The sequence below is a fragment of the Cupriavidus sp. 2SB genome (genome assembly GCF_005503625.1).
Taxonomy (GTDB): Bacteria; Pseudomonadota; Gammaproteobacteria; order Burkholderiales; family Burkholderiaceae; genus Cupriavidus.
In genome coordinates, this window is the sequence record NZ_SCMX01000080.1 from 1 (window position 1) to 15,364 (window position 15,364).

Sequence of the window (15,364 nt, forward strand, 5' to 3'; positions counted from 1 at the left end):
GCCCTTGGCCGTGGACGCTAAACGTTGCGGGGCGGGGCATGTTCTTCTCGTCGAGGGAAGAAGCCTATTCGGCGATCAACCGTTTGCTGGCGAGCGACCGCTGCGACTTTGACGTGGGCCTCATGCAGGTCAACTGGTGCTACCACGGCAAGCGTTTTGCCTCCCCGTGGGAAGCACTGGCGCCGGCGACAAACATCCGCGTGGCTGAGGACATCCTTGCGGAGAACCTCCAGCGCAGCGGCTCCCCCATGAAGGCCGTGGCCTGGTACCACAGCGCCAACCCGGAGCGTGGCGGGCCTTACTTCTCACGTTTCATGAAACACGTTGCGAGCTTCCAATGATCAGGCCGCTGATTTTCTCTGCACTGGCGCTGTTGGCAGCGCCGGCCATCGCGGCCGATACCGACCCGCTCGACTTCGACTACCAGGTTGTGGCCCGCGCGTCCGACCGGCCTGCGATGGTGTTCAACGACGGACTGTCCACGTACATCCAGCCGCGCTTCGGGCAATCGGTGCAGGCCGATGGCGCGATCCAGAACGGTCCCTATTGGGTCATCGAAGGTGTGCCGGAAGTGGTCCGCTATTCAGTGAACGGACAGCCTGTTGTAGCACGTTGGAAACGGGCGAATGGCTTCACGTCCGAGCCAGCCAACCCCGGTGGCGACATGCCGCGCAGCCTCGCCGCGATCTCGGGCCGCCTGGCTCTGATTGGCAGCTACTCGGATATCGCGCTGGTGCGCGCCGGCCGGTCCTCCTTGCCGCTGGCGCAGATGGTCAAGTCCATCGCGCCGAACGGCTGGAGCGGCACGGCGCAGAAAGACATTCCGCTGACGGACGATGTCTCACTGGATGCCCGGGCCGGGGAGAACTGGCTGCAGGCGCTGGCGCAGGTGCTTGAGCAGCGCAACCTGTACGCAGAGGTGGATTTCGGCCGCCGGAACGTTGCACTGCGTGCCACGCCGCCCAAGGCGTTCGCCGTGGAGACCGCGACCGGCGGAATGCTCCGGGCCTCGGCCACGTCTGGAACCACGCCGGCAGTCCCGACGCCGGTCCCGGCCGCGAGCGCACCCGCGGCAGGCACTCCGCTCCCTGAAGGTCCGACACTGGCCTCGGCATTCAACGCGTTGGCAATCCGCGACGCCAAGAACGGTCGCATCGAAGTCCGCTTCGAGACCGAGCCGAAAGATCTGGAAGTGCGCGATGGCGCGGGTGACAAGCTCCGTACGCGATGGGATGACGCCGAAAAGGTGCTGTCCTTCCCGACGGTCGACAGCTTTACGGCGAGCAGTGGAGCGAAGCGCGTCGAAGTCGCACGTGTGCCGGGCATCAATTTCCTGTTCCCCCGCGAGAACGATGCGGGCCTGGAGCGCGTGTTTGAGAAGGACGGTGCCACTTATCTGAGCTTTGCCAAGTCCTCGGCCAGCATCTCCGTATTCGGCGACAACCACCAGGGCGGCGGCGAGCAAAAGGACCGGTACTTCAAGTTCAACGGAGTGTCCGATCACCTTACTGTGATCGCGGACGGGAATGTCGTCCGGGTGGACCGTCTGCCAGAAGTCCGGTTCTACGAGCGAGCCGCCCTTCAATGAGTGTGAAGCGCCATTACCTCCTGTTGTGTGTCGTTGCCGGGCTGACGGTGGCCGGCGGTGCGCACGCCGACTGCCTGGACGAAGCCGCAGCATTCCACCGCGTAAGCCCGACGCTTGCACGCGGGATTGCGCAGGTCGAATCCGGTATGCGCTCGTGGGTGACCAACACCAACACGAACGGCAGCGAGGACATCGGCCTGATGCAGATCAACTCGGCGCACCTGCCGCGCCTGGCGAAGTTTGGCATTACGCGGCAGAGCCTGTTCGACCCCTGTACGAACGCGTACGTGGGGACGTGGATTCTCGCGGATTGCCTGAGCCGATACGGGGAAACGTGGACGGCGGTCGGTTGCTACAACGCCGGCGCTCCAGACAAGCGGCTCCGGTACGCCAACCGTGTCTATCAGAAGCTCCAGTCCACCAGCAAATAAGCCAACGAATTCATAACGGAAATCAGCCATGTACCAGCCTCGATCGATGTCCCGGATGTGCCGGGTTCTGCTGAGCGGCGCCGCCGCTATCGCCGTCTGCGCTCACGCAGCCGTACCCGGTACCTCGCCTTTTGGGGCGTCCGCATCGGGCAACTTTGAGCCGAGCAAGCCTTTGGCCGGTGGCGGCTGGCAGCTGCTGTCGGACGGTCGTGGCAACGCGCAGCCGAAGGTAGGCGAGGCTCCGGCACTCATTGCCAAGGCAAGCGACACCTCGACGCCGATTGCCCAATCGATCCCCGCGACGGTAGTGACGCCGGTGGCCGCTGCGGGTGCAGCACTGCCGACCGGTTCCGGCCCGCGCGACTGGACTGTCTCTACCGCCGACGGCAACTATAGGCTGCTGGTCGAGAAGTGGGCCCGGGAGACTGGCTGGACGGCTGCGCCTTGGGAACTGGACCAGGACGTGGAGATCGGTGGCAACGATGCGTTCACCGCAGATTTCAAAACAGCCCTTCGTCGCGTCCTCTCGTCCACGGAGATGACCGACTACAGCCTGAAGCCTTGCTTCTATTCCAACAACTATGTGCGCGTGGTGAAGAAGACCACGAAGTGCAATCCGTCCAAGTGAGGCGAACAATGAAGCTGAACCGCATTCTCCGTCCCGCCACTGGTGCCGCGCTCGTTACATCGATGCTGGCCGGTTGCGTCTCGCCGACGTTGCTGAAGGATGTTCGGCAGACGACCGACGACACACGCGCGCAAGCCACGCAAACCACCCAGGATCTCTACGCCCGTATCCGGCAAGACCGCGCCGCTGTGGAAGCGGAGCAGGACGTTGACCGCCCGTTCCTGGTGGGAAAGCGCGTGGCCGTCGCGCGGAACGTCACGCTGCCGCTGGCACTGCGCAACAACGTCGACACGTGGGTGATGTTCCCCGAGAAGACGATGCCGCTTGCGGTGGTCGGCCAGCGCATCACGATGGCAACCGGTATCCCGGTCAAGATCGACTCGGACGTGTACCTGCCTTCGAACGTTCTGATGCCTCGCTCGCTGGGCCCACAGGCGCAGCAGGCTTTGCGGGGTACGCCGGTCAGTGGTACGCCGACGCCGGCGGGCGCTCTCGGTCCCGCACCGTCGCTAGGCGGCCCGCTGCCCTCTACGCTAACTGCCGCTGGGGGATCTGCCGGCATCCAGACCACACCGCTGGTCGAGAACGCCTTGAACGTTGAGTTCAAGAACAGCGAAAAAATGCCGCTCGCGACCATGCTGGATCTGGTGGCCACGCGTCTGGGCATCAACTGGGAATTCCTGCCTTCGAAGGGCGTCATTCGGTTCTACCGGCTGGTGACAAAGACCTGGCAACTGCCGATTCAGCCGGGCACCAATTCGTTTACGACGGAGTTCAAGCAAACGTCTCAGGGGTCCGGCGGCACGGGCAACAGCGGTAGCTCGAACTCGTCGCAGATTGACGCTGCGGCCAAGGCCGAGCTGAAGGAACTCGATGATCTGGAGGAAGTCCGCAAGAGCTTGAACCCAGTGCGCACGATGGTGGGGGATCTGGACCTGAACCGCGGTACCGGCCTGCTCACGATGCGTGACACGCGCGAAGCGGTGGAGGCGGCCGACGACATCATCCGTCGCCAGATCGCCATCTACTCGCGCATGGTGACGCTCAAGTTCCAAATGATCGACCTGTCCGTTGCCGACAACGGCGAGGCTGGCGTGGACTGGAACGCCGTGCTGACCAAGGCGCTGGAGAACGTGCCGGGCTTCACGCTGTCGGCGCTATCGCCGTCGACGCTGGTGTCGAGCACGGCCGGCAGCTTTGGCCTGACGATGAACTCGGGCCAGTTCGCGGGCACCAACGCCATCATGAGCGCGCTCAAGCAGTACGGCACCGTGACGTCATCGGTGACGATTCCCGTGTCGATGCGTAACCGCCACGCCTTCCAGTACAACAACCGGCGCACTTTCTCCTACGTCTCAAGCACCACGCCGGCGACAACGACCGCTGGCGGCACGGGTGGCATTCCGGGTATCAGCACGTCGACGGCCACGGTGGGTTTCAAGCTGCAGGTCTATGCCGATGCCACCACGCGCGACGACGTGAACCTGCAGATCGCCTTCGACCAGTCGAAGCAGGATGGGCCGCTGGAGAAGTTCACTTCGGGCACGGGCGATAACCAGCAGTCGATCCAGAACATCAACCTCGTGGCGAAGGGAATCCCCAAGCAGGATTTGATCGTACGCAACGGCCAGACGGTCGTCATGACCGCGTTCGAGCAGGATGACACGCAGTTGACGCGCCGCACGCTCGGCGAGTCACTGCCGATGATTCTCGGGGGCTCGATGACTGCGTCGAAGACCCGGACCTTCACCCTCGTGCTGGCGACCGTCATGGTGCAGGACCAGGGCGAGCCCTCTGTTCAACACGGCAGCTGACATGGCGCGCATCCAAACACTTTGGGCCGATATCGCCCGGCTTTACCGCGATCATTACTGGGTCGCCGTGCTGATGTGGCTACCCGGCATCGCTATGCTCGCGATGCAGCGACCGGCGGAAATGATTGGTTGTGCACTGGCCACGTGCCTGCTGACGTTGGCGTATCAAGCAACGCTATCTGCCTACGGATTGCATTTGGAGCATCGTATCGACTCGGAGGACGTCGGCTTCTTGCATGTGCGTATCGACGGCATTGACCTGGGCGCCGTGCCGGAGAATGAGTACGCTGCCATCCGTCATCGCGCGGCATTCTCCTTGTCGACGTATCTTCGTCAGCTGTGCAACGCCGGCGTGCTGGCGGTCAACGTCTGCCGCTGGCTGGCTCGATATGTGCCGCTGATGATGTTCTGGACTGCCGTCGGCGCATTGCTGCTGGACGGCACCGGTACAGTCACCGGCATCAAGTCGATCCTCCTCGCGGCACAGGTGGCGCCCGAGCGGCTTTCCGATCTCCTCGCACTGTTCTTGAGAGCGACTTTGCTTGTGGCGATGATGGGCGCGCTGTTCGCCTATCGGCAATTTGGATTCCGTAACGAGTTCCGCGCCGAGTGGCAACATGCGCTGCGCAACCGTCTGGATCTACCGTCGACAGGGGATCTGTCGTTGCATCGCATGCGGGGCAATGAGTCCGTACCGGTACGCGATGGGGCTGAGTTCCGCGCGTTCCTCCGCAAGCGGTACCGCTTCGGGGCTACAAACGGCGGGCTTCTTGATGGGGTTGCGCAATGATTCTGGATATCCACGGCAAGAAGCTGGTGTTCGGCATGCAGTGGCGCACCCTGACGGGGAGCGGCACGCCGACGACACTGGCTGCCAACATTGCGAAGGAAGTCCGTGCCGCGCGCATCTGGCACGAGGACCAGGCGCTGCACATGGGCTATCTCAGCGGAGCCGATGCGCAGGCCAAGATCAAGGACAAGCTGTATTCGGCAGCGGCCGCGCTCTCGCGCGTGCCGGAACTGGTCCCCAACGCGCTGTTCGTTTTCAGGTTCGATCACGCCGGCGCCGCGCCGATCTACTTTGTATGCGGCATCGTCAAAGGCAGGCCGCGCGTAGGTTTTGATCAGGTCGTGACCGAAGAGCGCACGCTGTCTGCGCTCGTGGCCGATTTCCCGACGAAGTTCGAGGGCGAGTTCAAGTTGGTTGGGAATTCGCCGGAACTGCTGGCGTTGCTCCCGCAGGACCGCCGCGTCTCGCACGTCGAGTTTGATTTGGCAAAGCTGGTAGAGGTGGCCGGTCCGGCGGCGGTTCTGAAGAAGCCGCGGGCGACCACGCAGCGCAAGCAGTTGCTGATCGTGACGGCGCTTGCTGCCGTCGGCTTTGTCGGGTGGCACTACGGCAAGGCCGAATATGAGGCTTACCAGCGCCGTCTGCATCCGCCGCCGCCTCAGAAGACGCCTGCGGAACTGTATGCCGAGGATCTAGTTTCGCGCAGCGCTGCACCTGTCGCACCGGCAGCGAGTGCACTGCCGGCATTCACGCACTGGTTCTCCGCGGTGGCGCCGTTGTCTGTGGGCGGCTGGACGCTATCGACGGTCAAATGCGAGCAGGTCGTAACCCCCGAGTCGGATTGCGTTGCGACCTACGTCATCAAAGACACCACCCGTGGTGCCACGAATCGGACGTTCTTGGAGGCGATCCCGGACTGGGCAGCGAATCCGCATTTCCAGAAGGGTGACGCCGCCGTGGATGTATCCGCTCGCGTCCGGATGGGCGAGGCCCGGCGCCTGGGCGATGTGGTCGGCCGCCTGCCGGCTTCCATGTCGCTGCGTGCGGACTTCGGATCGCAATTGCAAGTTCTCCGGCCCGTGGCGGGCAAGGCTGAGCTGGGCGAGTTCGGCCACTTCGGATTCGTGCCACCGCAGGGGCCTGCCTCTATCGAGCACCCCGTAAAAGTGGGTAATTGGGAACTGTCCGGCCCGCTGCGTAACGCGACGGAGTTCAAAGCGTTCCCGACACCGGTGACGGTCACCTTCATTGAGCTGTCCGTGAACCTTGACGCCGCGCCCGATCTCAAGCAATCCAAATTCATGTTGACGGTCAAGGGCGATGCCTACGCCCGCGATTAAAGGACACCCCATGCGCTTCGCACGAAACTCTGGCCGCACGCTGGCCGCGATCCTGGGCCTCGCCGTTGTTGGCGGTGCCTACGCCGACGACGACACCAAGACGATCACACAGAAGCTGATCGACGCTGATGGACGGGTGGCGCTTCAGAAGATCGAGCAGGATCTGAACAAGGGCGCGCCGCCCGCTGCGGTGTCGGCGGCACCCAACCCTGCGCAGGCCAAGGCGGAGGTAGAGCGTTCACGCCCGCGCACGATCGCCCTCTATGGCGTTGACGGCCGCTCCGCCGGTGGCGCCATGTCGCTGCGCAGCTATGTGCAATGGGGCGGCGAGACCTATTCAGCCAGGGTGGGGGCAAAGTGGCGCGGCTATACCGTGAGCGCCATCACCGAGAGCGGCACCACGCTTACGAAGGGCAAGTCCAAGCTCTTCGCGCCCTACGAGCAGGACGATGCTGTGAACCTGTTTGAACAACGACCTGGCGGCGAGGGGATGAACGCCGCGCGGCCGTCGTCGCCACTGCCGCAAGGTGGTCTGCCCGGCGCGGCCGCTCCATCCTTCCAGATGCCGTCGACGTTGCCGCAGCCTGCACAGATGCCGGCTGCCCCCATCATGCCCCCGATCGCGCCGCCCCAGCCGGGTGGGATGCCGCCGGTTGCGCAGCGCTGAGTGCCGAAATGGGACTGTTCTCCAAATCGGAAAAGGCCAAAACCGGCATGGCCGGTATGAATGGCGTCACCGTGCTGACCGGCAACGGCGCGTCGTTCATGCCGGCGGCGTCGGTCGAGCCCACCCTCGCGCCGCCGCCAGCAGTCGCGACGGAGATCGGCACGGCAGATGACTTGCCTGTTTTCCTCAGTACGCTCTACGAGGAACTGAGTCTGTCGCAGTCCCTGCGTCACTCGATCTGCCCGGTGCTGGTGTCGGAAGGTAGCGGCGCTGCCGGTCGTGGCACCTTCGCGGTGATCTTGACCCGAGAGATGGTCAATTCGGACGTCACCGAGGAAATCCTGCGCCAGCTGCGTCTGCGTTACGACGCGGCGACCCCGATGTTGCATGTGGCCGCGCCGCAGGTGATGGTGACGCTCTCGCGCGGCGGTGTGGATCCGATGGGCTTGGCCGACGGCACGCCTGCGACAGGCCGCCGCCCAGCAAGCGCGCTATGGCACAACTTTGAAGCCATCCTGCGCTTCACCTTACGGGAGACGGCCTCCGACATCCATTGGGAGATCGTCGACCAGGGCACCCATTCGCAGATCCGGTTCGCCATCGATGGCTATCTGGTGGACCCGCCCGAGTTTCGTATGGAAACCGGTGTGCTGCTGGACACGCTGTCGCATATATTCCAGAAAGGGAAGGGCGGCTCGCACAACGCGTTTTCACGCGCTTTACCACAGCAGACGAGCATTCGCACTCGCGTTGACGGGCAAAGCGTCGTCTGCCGCTGGGCGTCTGCGCAGAGCGTCAACGGTCATCTGACCGTGATGCGGGTTCATCGCGAAGAGGCTCAAACTCACATCCTCGACTTTGTGGAGGATCTGGGCTACTTCCCGCAGCAATCGGCGCTCCTGGATCGTTGCACGTTGAACCTCGGCGGAGGCACCGTGTTCGTGGGAGTGGTCGGCTCCGGCAAGACCACCTCCGCGCAGGCCGTGATGCAGCGGCTGCCGGCATGGATGAACAAGATGACTGTGGAAGATCCGGTGGAGCTGATCGCACCGGGCACGCATCACTTCTCGGTTTCCCGGACGCTGGATGCTGGCAACCGCGACGAAGATCCGTTCATTGCGATGAAGCGGCAGATCAAGCGGATGAACCCCCATTTTGTGATGGTGGGGGAATTGCGCGATCACGAGTCCGCCGGTCTCTTCCGTGACGTCGCCGGTGCAGGCCTGCGTGCGCTCACGACCGTCCACGCCCCAAGTGCCCTGACGGCGCCCGATCGACTGTCCGACGGTGAGCTTCGCATCCCGCGCAGCGTTCTGGCTACGCCCGGCTTTATCAACCTGTACGTCTACCAGGCGCTGCTCCCGAAGACCTGCTCCTGCGGCCTGCATGGCGCGGAAATGAAGAACGTTCTGGGCGCGGCCAAGCTGCAGCAGATCGAGCGACTTTTCAAGTTCGATGTGGAGGGCATCCGTCTGCGCAACCCGGCGGGCTGCGAACTCTGCGCCCGGCCGAACTTGCCGGACCTGAATGGCGCACGTGGGCGTACGGTGGTGGCCGAAATGTTCGAGCCCGACGAGCAGGATCTCGTCTACATCCGCGACGCCATGAACATCGAGCTCGCGGCCTATCAGCGCACCAAGCGAACGACAGGCTTCGATATCCCCGACAGCACGGGCAAGACGGTATTCGAGGTGGCCATGTACAAGGTCTTCGCCGGGATCGTGGATCCGCGCGAAGTCGAACGCATCACGTCGCTGGACGCCTATGAGGCAAAGCGCCAGCGTGAAATGCAACGGAGAAATTGAGTGCTCAAATCCATGCAGCGCTTTGGCCAGATTGTGCAGGGCAAGGTTGTTGGTCCCGGTCTGCGTGCCGGCGACCGCGTATTTGCCGACCGTCTCTTCTGGGCCAAGTTCCGGTTCCGCGCCGAGCGCGGTACGTACTACAGCGCACTGGCCAAGCGTATTGCCGCGATGCCCGGCGAGCCGATATCGAACTTCTTTGCCAAAGATGCCGCACGCCGGGCTGGTGAGCCGCTGGGAAAGCTGTCGGCGCATTGGCTCGCGCGCTTCGAAGGCCTGGACGGGGAGAAGCAGCAGTCCACGGTCACGGAGATCTTCCGAGGGACGGTGCCGGATGAGGACATCCCGATCCTTGCCGTGGCAGAGCAGGGCGGCGACATTCGAGAAGGACTGGAAACGCTGGGTGCGAACCTGCTTGCGCTGAAAGAGGCGCGCACAGGCATGGTCGCCATTCTGACCGGCGTCGTCTTTACGTTCCTGATCCTTCACGTCTACTTGGGGACGATGGCGTTCTACGCCGGCCCGAAGATGGAGAAGTCGTTCCAGGCGCTGCTCGATCCTAGCCAATATGGCCCGCTTGGCTCTGCATTCCACATCGGAACGACGTTCCTGCGCCATTGGGGCTGGCTGTTGCTGGCTGCCGAGATTGGCATCGTCCTATGGACGGCGCGGGCGCTGACGCGATACGTCGGCAAGCACCGGGGCTGGATGGATCGGAACCTGCTGCCGTTCGACTTTTTCCGTCGCTTCCAGGGGGCGCAGTTTTTCGCGGGGTTGTCCGCTGTGACAAAGCGCGTCGGCGGCGATCGTAAGAGTTTGTCGGCAGGTCTGTCGCTGATGCGGGACAACGCGTATCCCTACCTGGCGTACCACATCGAGCGCATCGAGCTGAACCTGGAGTACATCCCGAACGAAGGGGGCAAGGTCTTCGACACGGGCCTTTTCGACAAGGACACCAGCTTCAACATCCAGGATATCGCCGAGTACGAGGAAGACCTCTCGAAGATGCTGAGCAAGGTGGCCGCAGACATGCTCAAGGATACCCCCGCCTTGATGCTCAAGAAGGCTGCGGCTTTCAATCGCCGTATGTCGGTTGCGATGGCGTTCCTCATTACAGGCTTGTCGTTCACCCCCTTCTTCATCGCTATGGAGATGAAGGGACGTTCCCAGATTGTGGGCATGTCGAAACAGCATGTCGCGCCGTCAACTGTCACCCCCCAACCTTGATTTCAATTCCCCAGGAGATTTAAAAATGAGCCAACAAATCAACGAACACGACGTCTCGATCGAAGCCACGAAAGCTCCGGCGCTGACGCCCCTCAAGGATCGGCCGATCAGCTCGAAGAGCCGGCTCGGCCGTCAGCGCGGCGCCGGCATTATCGAGGAGTACGGTATCTACCTGCTCGTTGCCGGCATCGTGCTTATCGCCGTGCTGGTGGCCTTCGCCCGTACGCTGACGGACACTGAAGTCCAGCAACTGACTTCCGAGTTGAACTCGGTGGTGGGCAAGACGAAAGCGACCTACCGCGGCCAGTACAGCAAGGTCTCGATGTCCGGCCTTATCAACAACGGCATCTTCAAGGATCTGACGACTATGACGGTGGCGGGCAGCAACGTGATCGTCCAGCCCGGCGGTGCGCAACTGGCTGTGGCGCCGGCGCAGCTGTTGAGCGCGAACGATGCCATCCAGTGGACGCTGTCGCAGCAGCCTGACGCTGCCTGCAGCTCCCTCGTGGCGGCATACCAAGGTAGCGCCGGCAAGATCGTGGTGAACGGTACCGTCATCAAGGCAGTGGGCGGCTCGGTCGATCCGTCGCAGATTTCCTGCTCAGGCGGGAACAACACGATCAACATCGTCGTTGCCTAAGCCTTGCCGCCAAAAGCGATAGCAAATTGCCGAGCTTTTGAGCGGTAATACTCTGCTGATTGGCTGCATGATACTGAGGTATAAGGACCCGGCCGTGTGGCCGGGTTTCGCATAAGGAGAACCAAGATGCTGATGACGGATGCCGCCTTTCAGCTGACGATTTCTGCGGTGGGGCTGGCCACGATGGTCTACACCACGAACAGCGCCATCGATGACGCCCTTGCGATGGGCACTGGGCAGTACATGCAGAACGTGGCGCAGGTCGTGAACACGTACGTGTTTGACAATATGACTGTGCTTGCCGCCAGTCCGACAACACCAACCAGCATTCAGGCGGGCAGCGTCACTGCAACCGTACCCAAGCCGTTGCAGCCGACGATTCAGGATCTGGTGAACCTGCAGTTGTTGCCCATTGGATTCAGTGACAAGAGTCCATTGGGCATCTCCTTCACTATCAATCTGACGCCCACAAACTGCGCATCCGGTCTGACTAATTGCACGATCCCTGGGCAGATGTATTCCACCGCCGGTTATCGGGATGCGACCGGCAATATCCGGTCAGACCTGATGGCAGCCGCAGTTCAAATGGCCGGCGTGGATGGCGGTGCCTCATACGCGGAGAATCCCGCCCTTATCACTGGAATGGCGGCAAGTTGGTCGGCGGCGAACCCTTTGCCGGGAACGCCGGCCGGCGTGCTGATGATGCGAGTAGGTAATACCTCACTGCTCGCGCAGTCCATGAATCAGTTCTACAAGCGCGACGGCTCGCTGAATCTGACCGGTCCAATGGATGCGAACAACCAGGCGATGAATCGCGTGGGGAATTTCCAGTCTAATGGTTCTGTGTCGGCAGCCGGGAATGTAGCCGCGAGCGGTAACGTTACGGGCAACCTCGTGGCAGCCAACGGGCTTCAATCCTACGGAAACGCATCCATTGCGGGAATCGTAGGTGCCGCTCAAGTTAACGCCTCTGCGATCCAATCGTACGGGAACGTGAGGGCGAACGGGTCAGTTGTGACAGACGGCTATATATACGCTGCCGGTGCCTTGGTCCCTTCAACAGGTACATCGCAGCAAGTGTTTGACGGACAAGCATGCGGGGACCCCCAAGGGTCGATTCGGAGCGACGCATCGGGCAAGATACTTTCTTGCCAATCGGGTGTGTGGAAGGCTGCGTCCGGTGGTGGGATGGGCATACACTCTATGACATGGCAATATGGAGGCTCGGGCGCCGCGAATAGTTACCCGATGCTCTGTTATTACAAGGCAGGGTCACCGGGAATTTATCAGGGGGCTGGCGCCTACTCGACGGACAATCGTGCCGGATCCGTTGCGGACGCATTTTCGCCGTTTGGCGACAGGGGATATCGGCAGACCGATGGATACGCGTGCCCGCCGGGCACTGCGTGGGTCCAAGCCTTCCCCATCATTCAAGATGGGGGCGGCAACGGCGGCTAACTCAGGTCGCTCTTGACCCCAAAAAGCCCCGCCGCGACGGGGCTATTTCTATTATTTTAGCTGTGAAAAGGGCAAGGAATAGGATGCCAAGGGCAGGCAGTGAGCGCCAACGACCTCACCGTCAATCCGCTACTCTTAAGCACCCTTACCGGTGATGAACGCGTGAAGGCCGCGTCATTCTCCGAAGATAGCAAAAAAAACGGCCAGCAGGGCTGGCCGTCATACGCCGTGCGAGGGGCTTACTGGCACTTCAGAACGACGACCCCAGTAACGTCCCCACTCGTGGGGGTAGGGATGGCATAACCAATGGCCAAGTACGGCTTCGTTGCAGAAGGCCCAAAAGTCTGAACTTGCTGCAGAACGCCGCCGGCAATGAAAACGCCGTTGAGAATTGAGCCGGTCACAGCTGCGGTGGCGTGCGCATCGGAGCCGATGGCGACGTCGAGATTGAAGCTGTCAAGCGTGGCAAATGTCAAATCAACGACTGCTACGGCCGAGTTGAGCTTACCCGGAGCAAAGTTGCCGCTTACAGCGGTGGGGCTAGTGCTCGCTACGGCAGAGCAATTCACTTTGATATCCGGGGCTCCGACAGTCAAGTCGGGAAGGAGCTTAATCGGCCTCCCTACGGCGTAGTGGGAACCTTGGTTGCTGTTGATTGTGCCAACAGAGCTGCCACCGTCAGTCCACCGGCCAATGGCGAAGTCACCGTTGCCCGCTACGTCCACGACCTTGCCGGAACTGAGCGTCACCAGGCTATTTGCGTCAACGCCGAACTGTGTGTACGCGCCTTCGGCAGTCGCCTTCTGGAACTGAGCCGCGAAGCTAGCCGAGGAGATTGTGCCGGTAACAGTCTTCGTGGTCGATGAGCCCTGCGGCACGAGGATGACGGCAAGAGGGTCACCGGAAACCACTGTGGCGCTACCCTGAACGGTAATGGTCGGCGCGGGCGGCGTCGGCGTTGCAGGCTGCTGCGCCGCAGAAGCGCTATCGCCACCGCCGCCACCACAGGCGGCCAGGGTCAGCAGTGCAGCAGCAGAAACGATGGAGAGTGCGAACTTGGTCTTTTGCATTTCTTCTTCCTCTGTTTTCGGTATGGACCGCGGCTCGATCTGAACCGCTTAATTCCATCCTACGGGCTTAATCCGCTTGTCAAGCCCGTGAAAAAATCATCGGCCGCGATTGTTAAGTGCGGCCTGAATCTTCTGGTCGGTTTTGTATTGGCTCAACGCATATGCCGACCAAATGGCCGCCGGAATCCAGCCGATCACTGTTGCCTGAAGTATCAAGCAGACGACGCCGGCGAACGGTCTCCCGATCGTGAAGAACTGCAGCCACGGCAGCAGAATGGCTAGGAGTAATCGCATCGTTGCAAGCAAATGGCAAAAATGACAAGGGCAGAAGGATACATCACCGCCCATTTGACTATTCGGCAATAAAGCGCCAATTTTTACCCCACGTCCAGGGGGTGCTGGCTAGGACGTGTACAGAGTCTTTCCACACGAATTGCACAGGTGGTATTGGCGAGCGACCATGAAACCGGTCTCCCTCCACAGACGAATGCTCCGCGAGCCGCAGTAGGCGCAGCTGACGCCGTGTTGCGTTTGGCACTGCGGATGGGCTTGGAGATACTCCGCCAACCTCGGATGTTTCCGGCTGGGGAGCAAGATCAGCGCAACGAGGCCAATCAACGAGGTGCAGAAGCAGATCGCTGTCCAGAGAAAGCGATTGCGGCCTACGCGAGGGGCCAAGAAGAAGGCGAGTATGGCTGGCAGCCAAAGTGCGATGTACATAAATACTATTTCTTCCTCTTTCGGGAATCAGCGTGTGGGCCACCGAGCGCGCCACTGCAGTTCGGGCAGGAGAAATTGTGGCTGAGTTCGATGCGGGGAGCCGTGTTGGCAATGAGATAGGGAGTCCTGCAAACACGGCAGGGCGCCAATTCTAGCGTGGCTTCTGTCGAGATAATCCGACAGATGTGGCACGCTCGGTCAGCTGAGATTTTCGAAATCGTGCCAAAGATCTTCTCGAACAGGTCGTATGCCGCGATCAATGCCTCGGGGACGTTGGCACCGAAGGACTGCGCTATCCTGTAGAACGAAACCATAGCCGTGGCTTGGAGGCGATGCGTGGCGTGCTCGAAGTACCAGGCGGTAGAGGACGGGAGTTGGCCGGAAGGGGAGGAGTCGCCGTGAATTTGTTGGAACTGGTTCCGCGTGTACGTTCCGCTCATCCCGAGCAACGACGCCACGATCGACGCGCGGAATCTCTGACGGATCATCAGATCCGAGTAGACGCGCTTGGCGACCGGCTCCAACGTGAGGCGTGTCCAACTATGTTTGCCAGCGAGTTTGTCGGCACGCATCGGCGTCGCGGCAATAAAATGGTGCGCAAGGGTGTCGGGCATGATGCGGCCCGTATCGAAGTCGATCCAAAACGGCTTGCTTGGAAGCCGCCACTTGAAGATCGGGAAATCGATCCGGGCGATCGCGCGGTCAAGCACATGTTGGGGTAGCGATCGGAGATACTCTGCGAGATCCTTGCTCAGTCCAAGAAGCGGTGCCGCAAGGATGCTGACGTGGAGCAGTTCTGCCAGCAGCCAGATGTAGTGGCGGTTGTTATAGAACAGTCGCAGCTTATCGTCGGTGTCCCACGGCGGCATGTTGGAGCGCAGCTCATCGATTGCCAGTGTGGTCGTTGTGTTCTCTGCCAAACAGCGCCAGTCCTGCACATCGGTGAGCGTAGGCGTAACGACGAGGAAAGGCGTGCCCATCAATTCGCGCTGCGTGACCTCGGCTTGACGAACGCGCTCCACATTTTCATGCCCGATCTGGAGCGTAGCCTCAAGCTCGGGGTGGTGCGAGAGAATTTCTGCCAAATGGTCGGTCAGATGATAGTTGGCGGAGCGAATACGGTCTCGTGTCATTCGCGAAAGCAGCAGTCGTTCGAAATCCGCTGTTGGAGATTGGGCTTGCATGATGT

At 61.5% G+C, this 15,364-nt stretch carries 15 protein-coding genes; 12 read left to right on the plus strand and 3 right to left on the minus strand.

Going from position 1 to position 15,364, the window contains the following annotated elements; genetic code table 11:
* From FFS21_RS26435 to FFS21_RS26490, 12 genes are all read left to right on the plus strand, one after another.
* Window positions 1-341, plus strand: a 341-nt coding sequence (locus tag FFS21_RS26435; protein ID WP_137927660.1) for a lysozyme family protein, incomplete at its 5' end; no start/stop codon positions are given.
* Window positions 338-1,588 (plus strand): TrbG/VirB9 family P-type conjugative transfer protein, encoded by a 1,251-nt coding sequence (locus FFS21_RS26440; RefSeq protein WP_137927661.1) that lies wholly within the window; start codon window positions 338-340, stop codon window positions 1,586-1,588. The genes FFS21_RS26435 and FFS21_RS26440, both read left to right, overlap by 4 nt.
* Window positions 1,585-2,019, plus strand: a complete 435-nt coding sequence (locus tag FFS21_RS26445) for a lytic transglycosylase domain-containing protein (protein WP_237380994.1) — start codon at window positions 1,585-1,587, stop codon at window positions 2,017-2,019. Before FFS21_RS26440 ends, FFS21_RS26445 begins: the two co-directional genes overlap by 4 nt.
* Window positions 2,020-2,047: 28 nt before the next feature.
* On the plus strand, window positions 2,048-2,647 hold the full coding sequence (locus tag FFS21_RS26450) for a toxin co-regulated pilus biosynthesis Q family protein (protein WP_137927662.1): 600 nt from the start codon (window positions 2,048-2,050) through the stop codon (window positions 2,645-2,647).
* An 8-nt stretch (window positions 2,648-2,655) separates the two neighbouring features.
* Window positions 2,656-4,461: a protein PilN gene (locus FFS21_RS26455; protein WP_137927663.1), complete on the plus strand. Its 1,806-nt coding sequence runs from the start codon at window positions 2,656-2,658 to the stop codon at window positions 4,459-4,461.
* A gap of 1 nt (window position 4,462) precedes the next feature.
* Window positions 4,463-5,251: a hypothetical protein gene (locus FFS21_RS26460; RefSeq protein WP_137927664.1), complete on the plus strand. Its 789-nt coding sequence runs from the start codon at window positions 4,463-4,465 to the stop codon at window positions 5,249-5,251.
* Entirely contained in the window at window positions 5,248-6,591 is a 1,344-nt protein-coding gene (locus FFS21_RS26465; protein ID WP_137927665.1) for a type IV pilus inner membrane component PilO, read from the plus strand. Before FFS21_RS26460 ends, FFS21_RS26465 begins: the two co-directional genes overlap by 4 nt.
* A gap of 10 nt (window positions 6,592-6,601) precedes the next feature.
* Window positions 6,602-7,258, plus strand: coding sequence for a hypothetical protein (locus tag FFS21_RS26470; protein WP_137927666.1), 657 nt, complete (start codon window positions 6,602-6,604; stop codon window positions 7,256-7,258).
* 8 nt (window positions 7,259-7,266) lie between these two features.
* Window positions 7,267-9,063: an ATPase, T2SS/T4P/T4SS family gene (locus FFS21_RS26475; protein ID WP_137927667.1), complete on the plus strand. Its 1,797-nt coding sequence runs from the start codon at window positions 7,267-7,269 to the stop codon at window positions 9,061-9,063.
* The gene (locus tag FFS21_RS26480) at window positions 9,064-10,287 is read left to right on the plus strand and encodes a type II secretion system F family protein (RefSeq protein WP_137927668.1); all 1,224 of its coding nucleotides are present in this window, start codon (window positions 9,064-9,066) and stop codon (window positions 10,285-10,287) included.
* Between the two features lie 25 nt (window positions 10,288-10,312).
* The gene (locus FFS21_RS26485) at window positions 10,313-10,927 is read left to right on the plus strand and encodes a type 4 pilus major pilin (protein WP_137927669.1); all 615 of its coding nucleotides are present in this window, start codon (window positions 10,313-10,315) and stop codon (window positions 10,925-10,927) included.
* A 126-nt stretch (window positions 10,928-11,053) separates the two neighbouring features.
* Window positions 11,054-12,385: an adhesin gene (locus tag FFS21_RS26490; RefSeq protein WP_137927670.1), complete on the plus strand. Its 1,332-nt coding sequence runs from the start codon at window positions 11,054-11,056 to the stop codon at window positions 12,383-12,385.
* A 239-nt stretch (window positions 12,386-12,624) separates the two neighbouring features.
* On the opposite strand, the gene FFS21_RS26495 is transcribed toward FFS21_RS26490, so the two are convergent.
* The 3 genes from FFS21_RS26495 to FFS21_RS26510 form a co-directional block, all read right to left on the minus strand.
* Window positions 12,625-13,455, minus strand: a complete 831-nt coding sequence (locus FFS21_RS26495) for a hypothetical protein (RefSeq protein ID WP_137927671.1) — start codon at window positions 13,453-13,455, stop codon at window positions 12,625-12,627.
* A 96-nt stretch (window positions 13,456-13,551) separates the two neighbouring features.
* A complete protein-coding gene (locus FFS21_RS26500) occupies window positions 13,552-13,749 on the minus strand; it encodes a YqaE/Pmp3 family membrane protein (protein ID WP_137927688.1) in 198 nt (65 codons plus the stop codon).
* Between the two features lie 431 nt (window positions 13,750-14,180).
* Window positions 14,181-15,359, minus strand: a complete 1,179-nt coding sequence (locus FFS21_RS26510; RefSeq protein WP_137927672.1) for a FlhC family transcriptional regulator — start codon at window positions 15,357-15,359, stop codon at window positions 14,181-14,183.
* Between the last annotated feature and the right edge of the window lie 5 nt (window positions 15,360-15,364).

Coding starts and splice junctions, on each gene's coding strand:
- FFS21_RS26470 (WP_137927666.1), top strand. CDS start 6,602: ATGCGCTTCGCACGAAACTCTGGCCGCACGCTGGCCGCGATCCTGGGC.
- FFS21_RS26440 (WP_137927661.1), top strand. CDS start 338: ATGATCAGGCCGCTGATTTTCTCTGCACTGGCGCTGTTGGCAGCGCCG.
- FFS21_RS26450 (WP_137927662.1), top strand. CDS start 2,048: ATGTACCAGCCTCGATCGATGTCCCGGATGTGCCGGGTTCTGCTGAGC.
- FFS21_RS26500 (WP_137927688.1), bottom strand. CDS start 13,749: ATGCGATTACTCCTAGCCATTCTGCTGCCGTGGCTGCAGTTCTTCACG.
- FFS21_RS26510 (WP_137927672.1), bottom strand. CDS start 15,359: ATGCAAGCCCAATCTCCAACAGCGGATTTCGAACGACTGCTGCTTTCG.
- FFS21_RS26485 (WP_137927669.1), top strand. CDS start 10,313: ATGAGCCAACAAATCAACGAACACGACGTCTCGATCGAAGCCACGAAA.
- FFS21_RS26445 (WP_237380994.1), top strand. CDS start 1,585: ATGAGTGTGAAGCGCCATTACCTCCTGTTGTGTGTCGTTGCCGGGCTG.
- FFS21_RS26495 (WP_137927671.1), bottom strand. CDS start 13,455: ATGCAAAAGACCAAGTTCGCACTCTCCATCGTTTCTGCTGCTGCACTG.
- FFS21_RS26455 (WP_137927663.1), top strand. CDS start 2,656: ATGAAGCTGAACCGCATTCTCCGTCCCGCCACTGGTGCCGCGCTCGTT.
- FFS21_RS26475 (WP_137927667.1), top strand. CDS start 7,267: ATGGGACTGTTCTCCAAATCGGAAAAGGCCAAAACCGGCATGGCCGGT.
- FFS21_RS26465 (WP_137927665.1), top strand. CDS start 5,248: ATGATTCTGGATATCCACGGCAAGAAGCTGGTGTTCGGCATGCAGTGG.
- FFS21_RS26490 (WP_137927670.1), top strand. CDS start 11,054: ATGCTGATGACGGATGCCGCCTTTCAGCTGACGATTTCTGCGGTGGGG.
- FFS21_RS26460 (WP_137927664.1), top strand. CDS start 4,463: ATGGCGCGCATCCAAACACTTTGGGCCGATATCGCCCGGCTTTACCGC.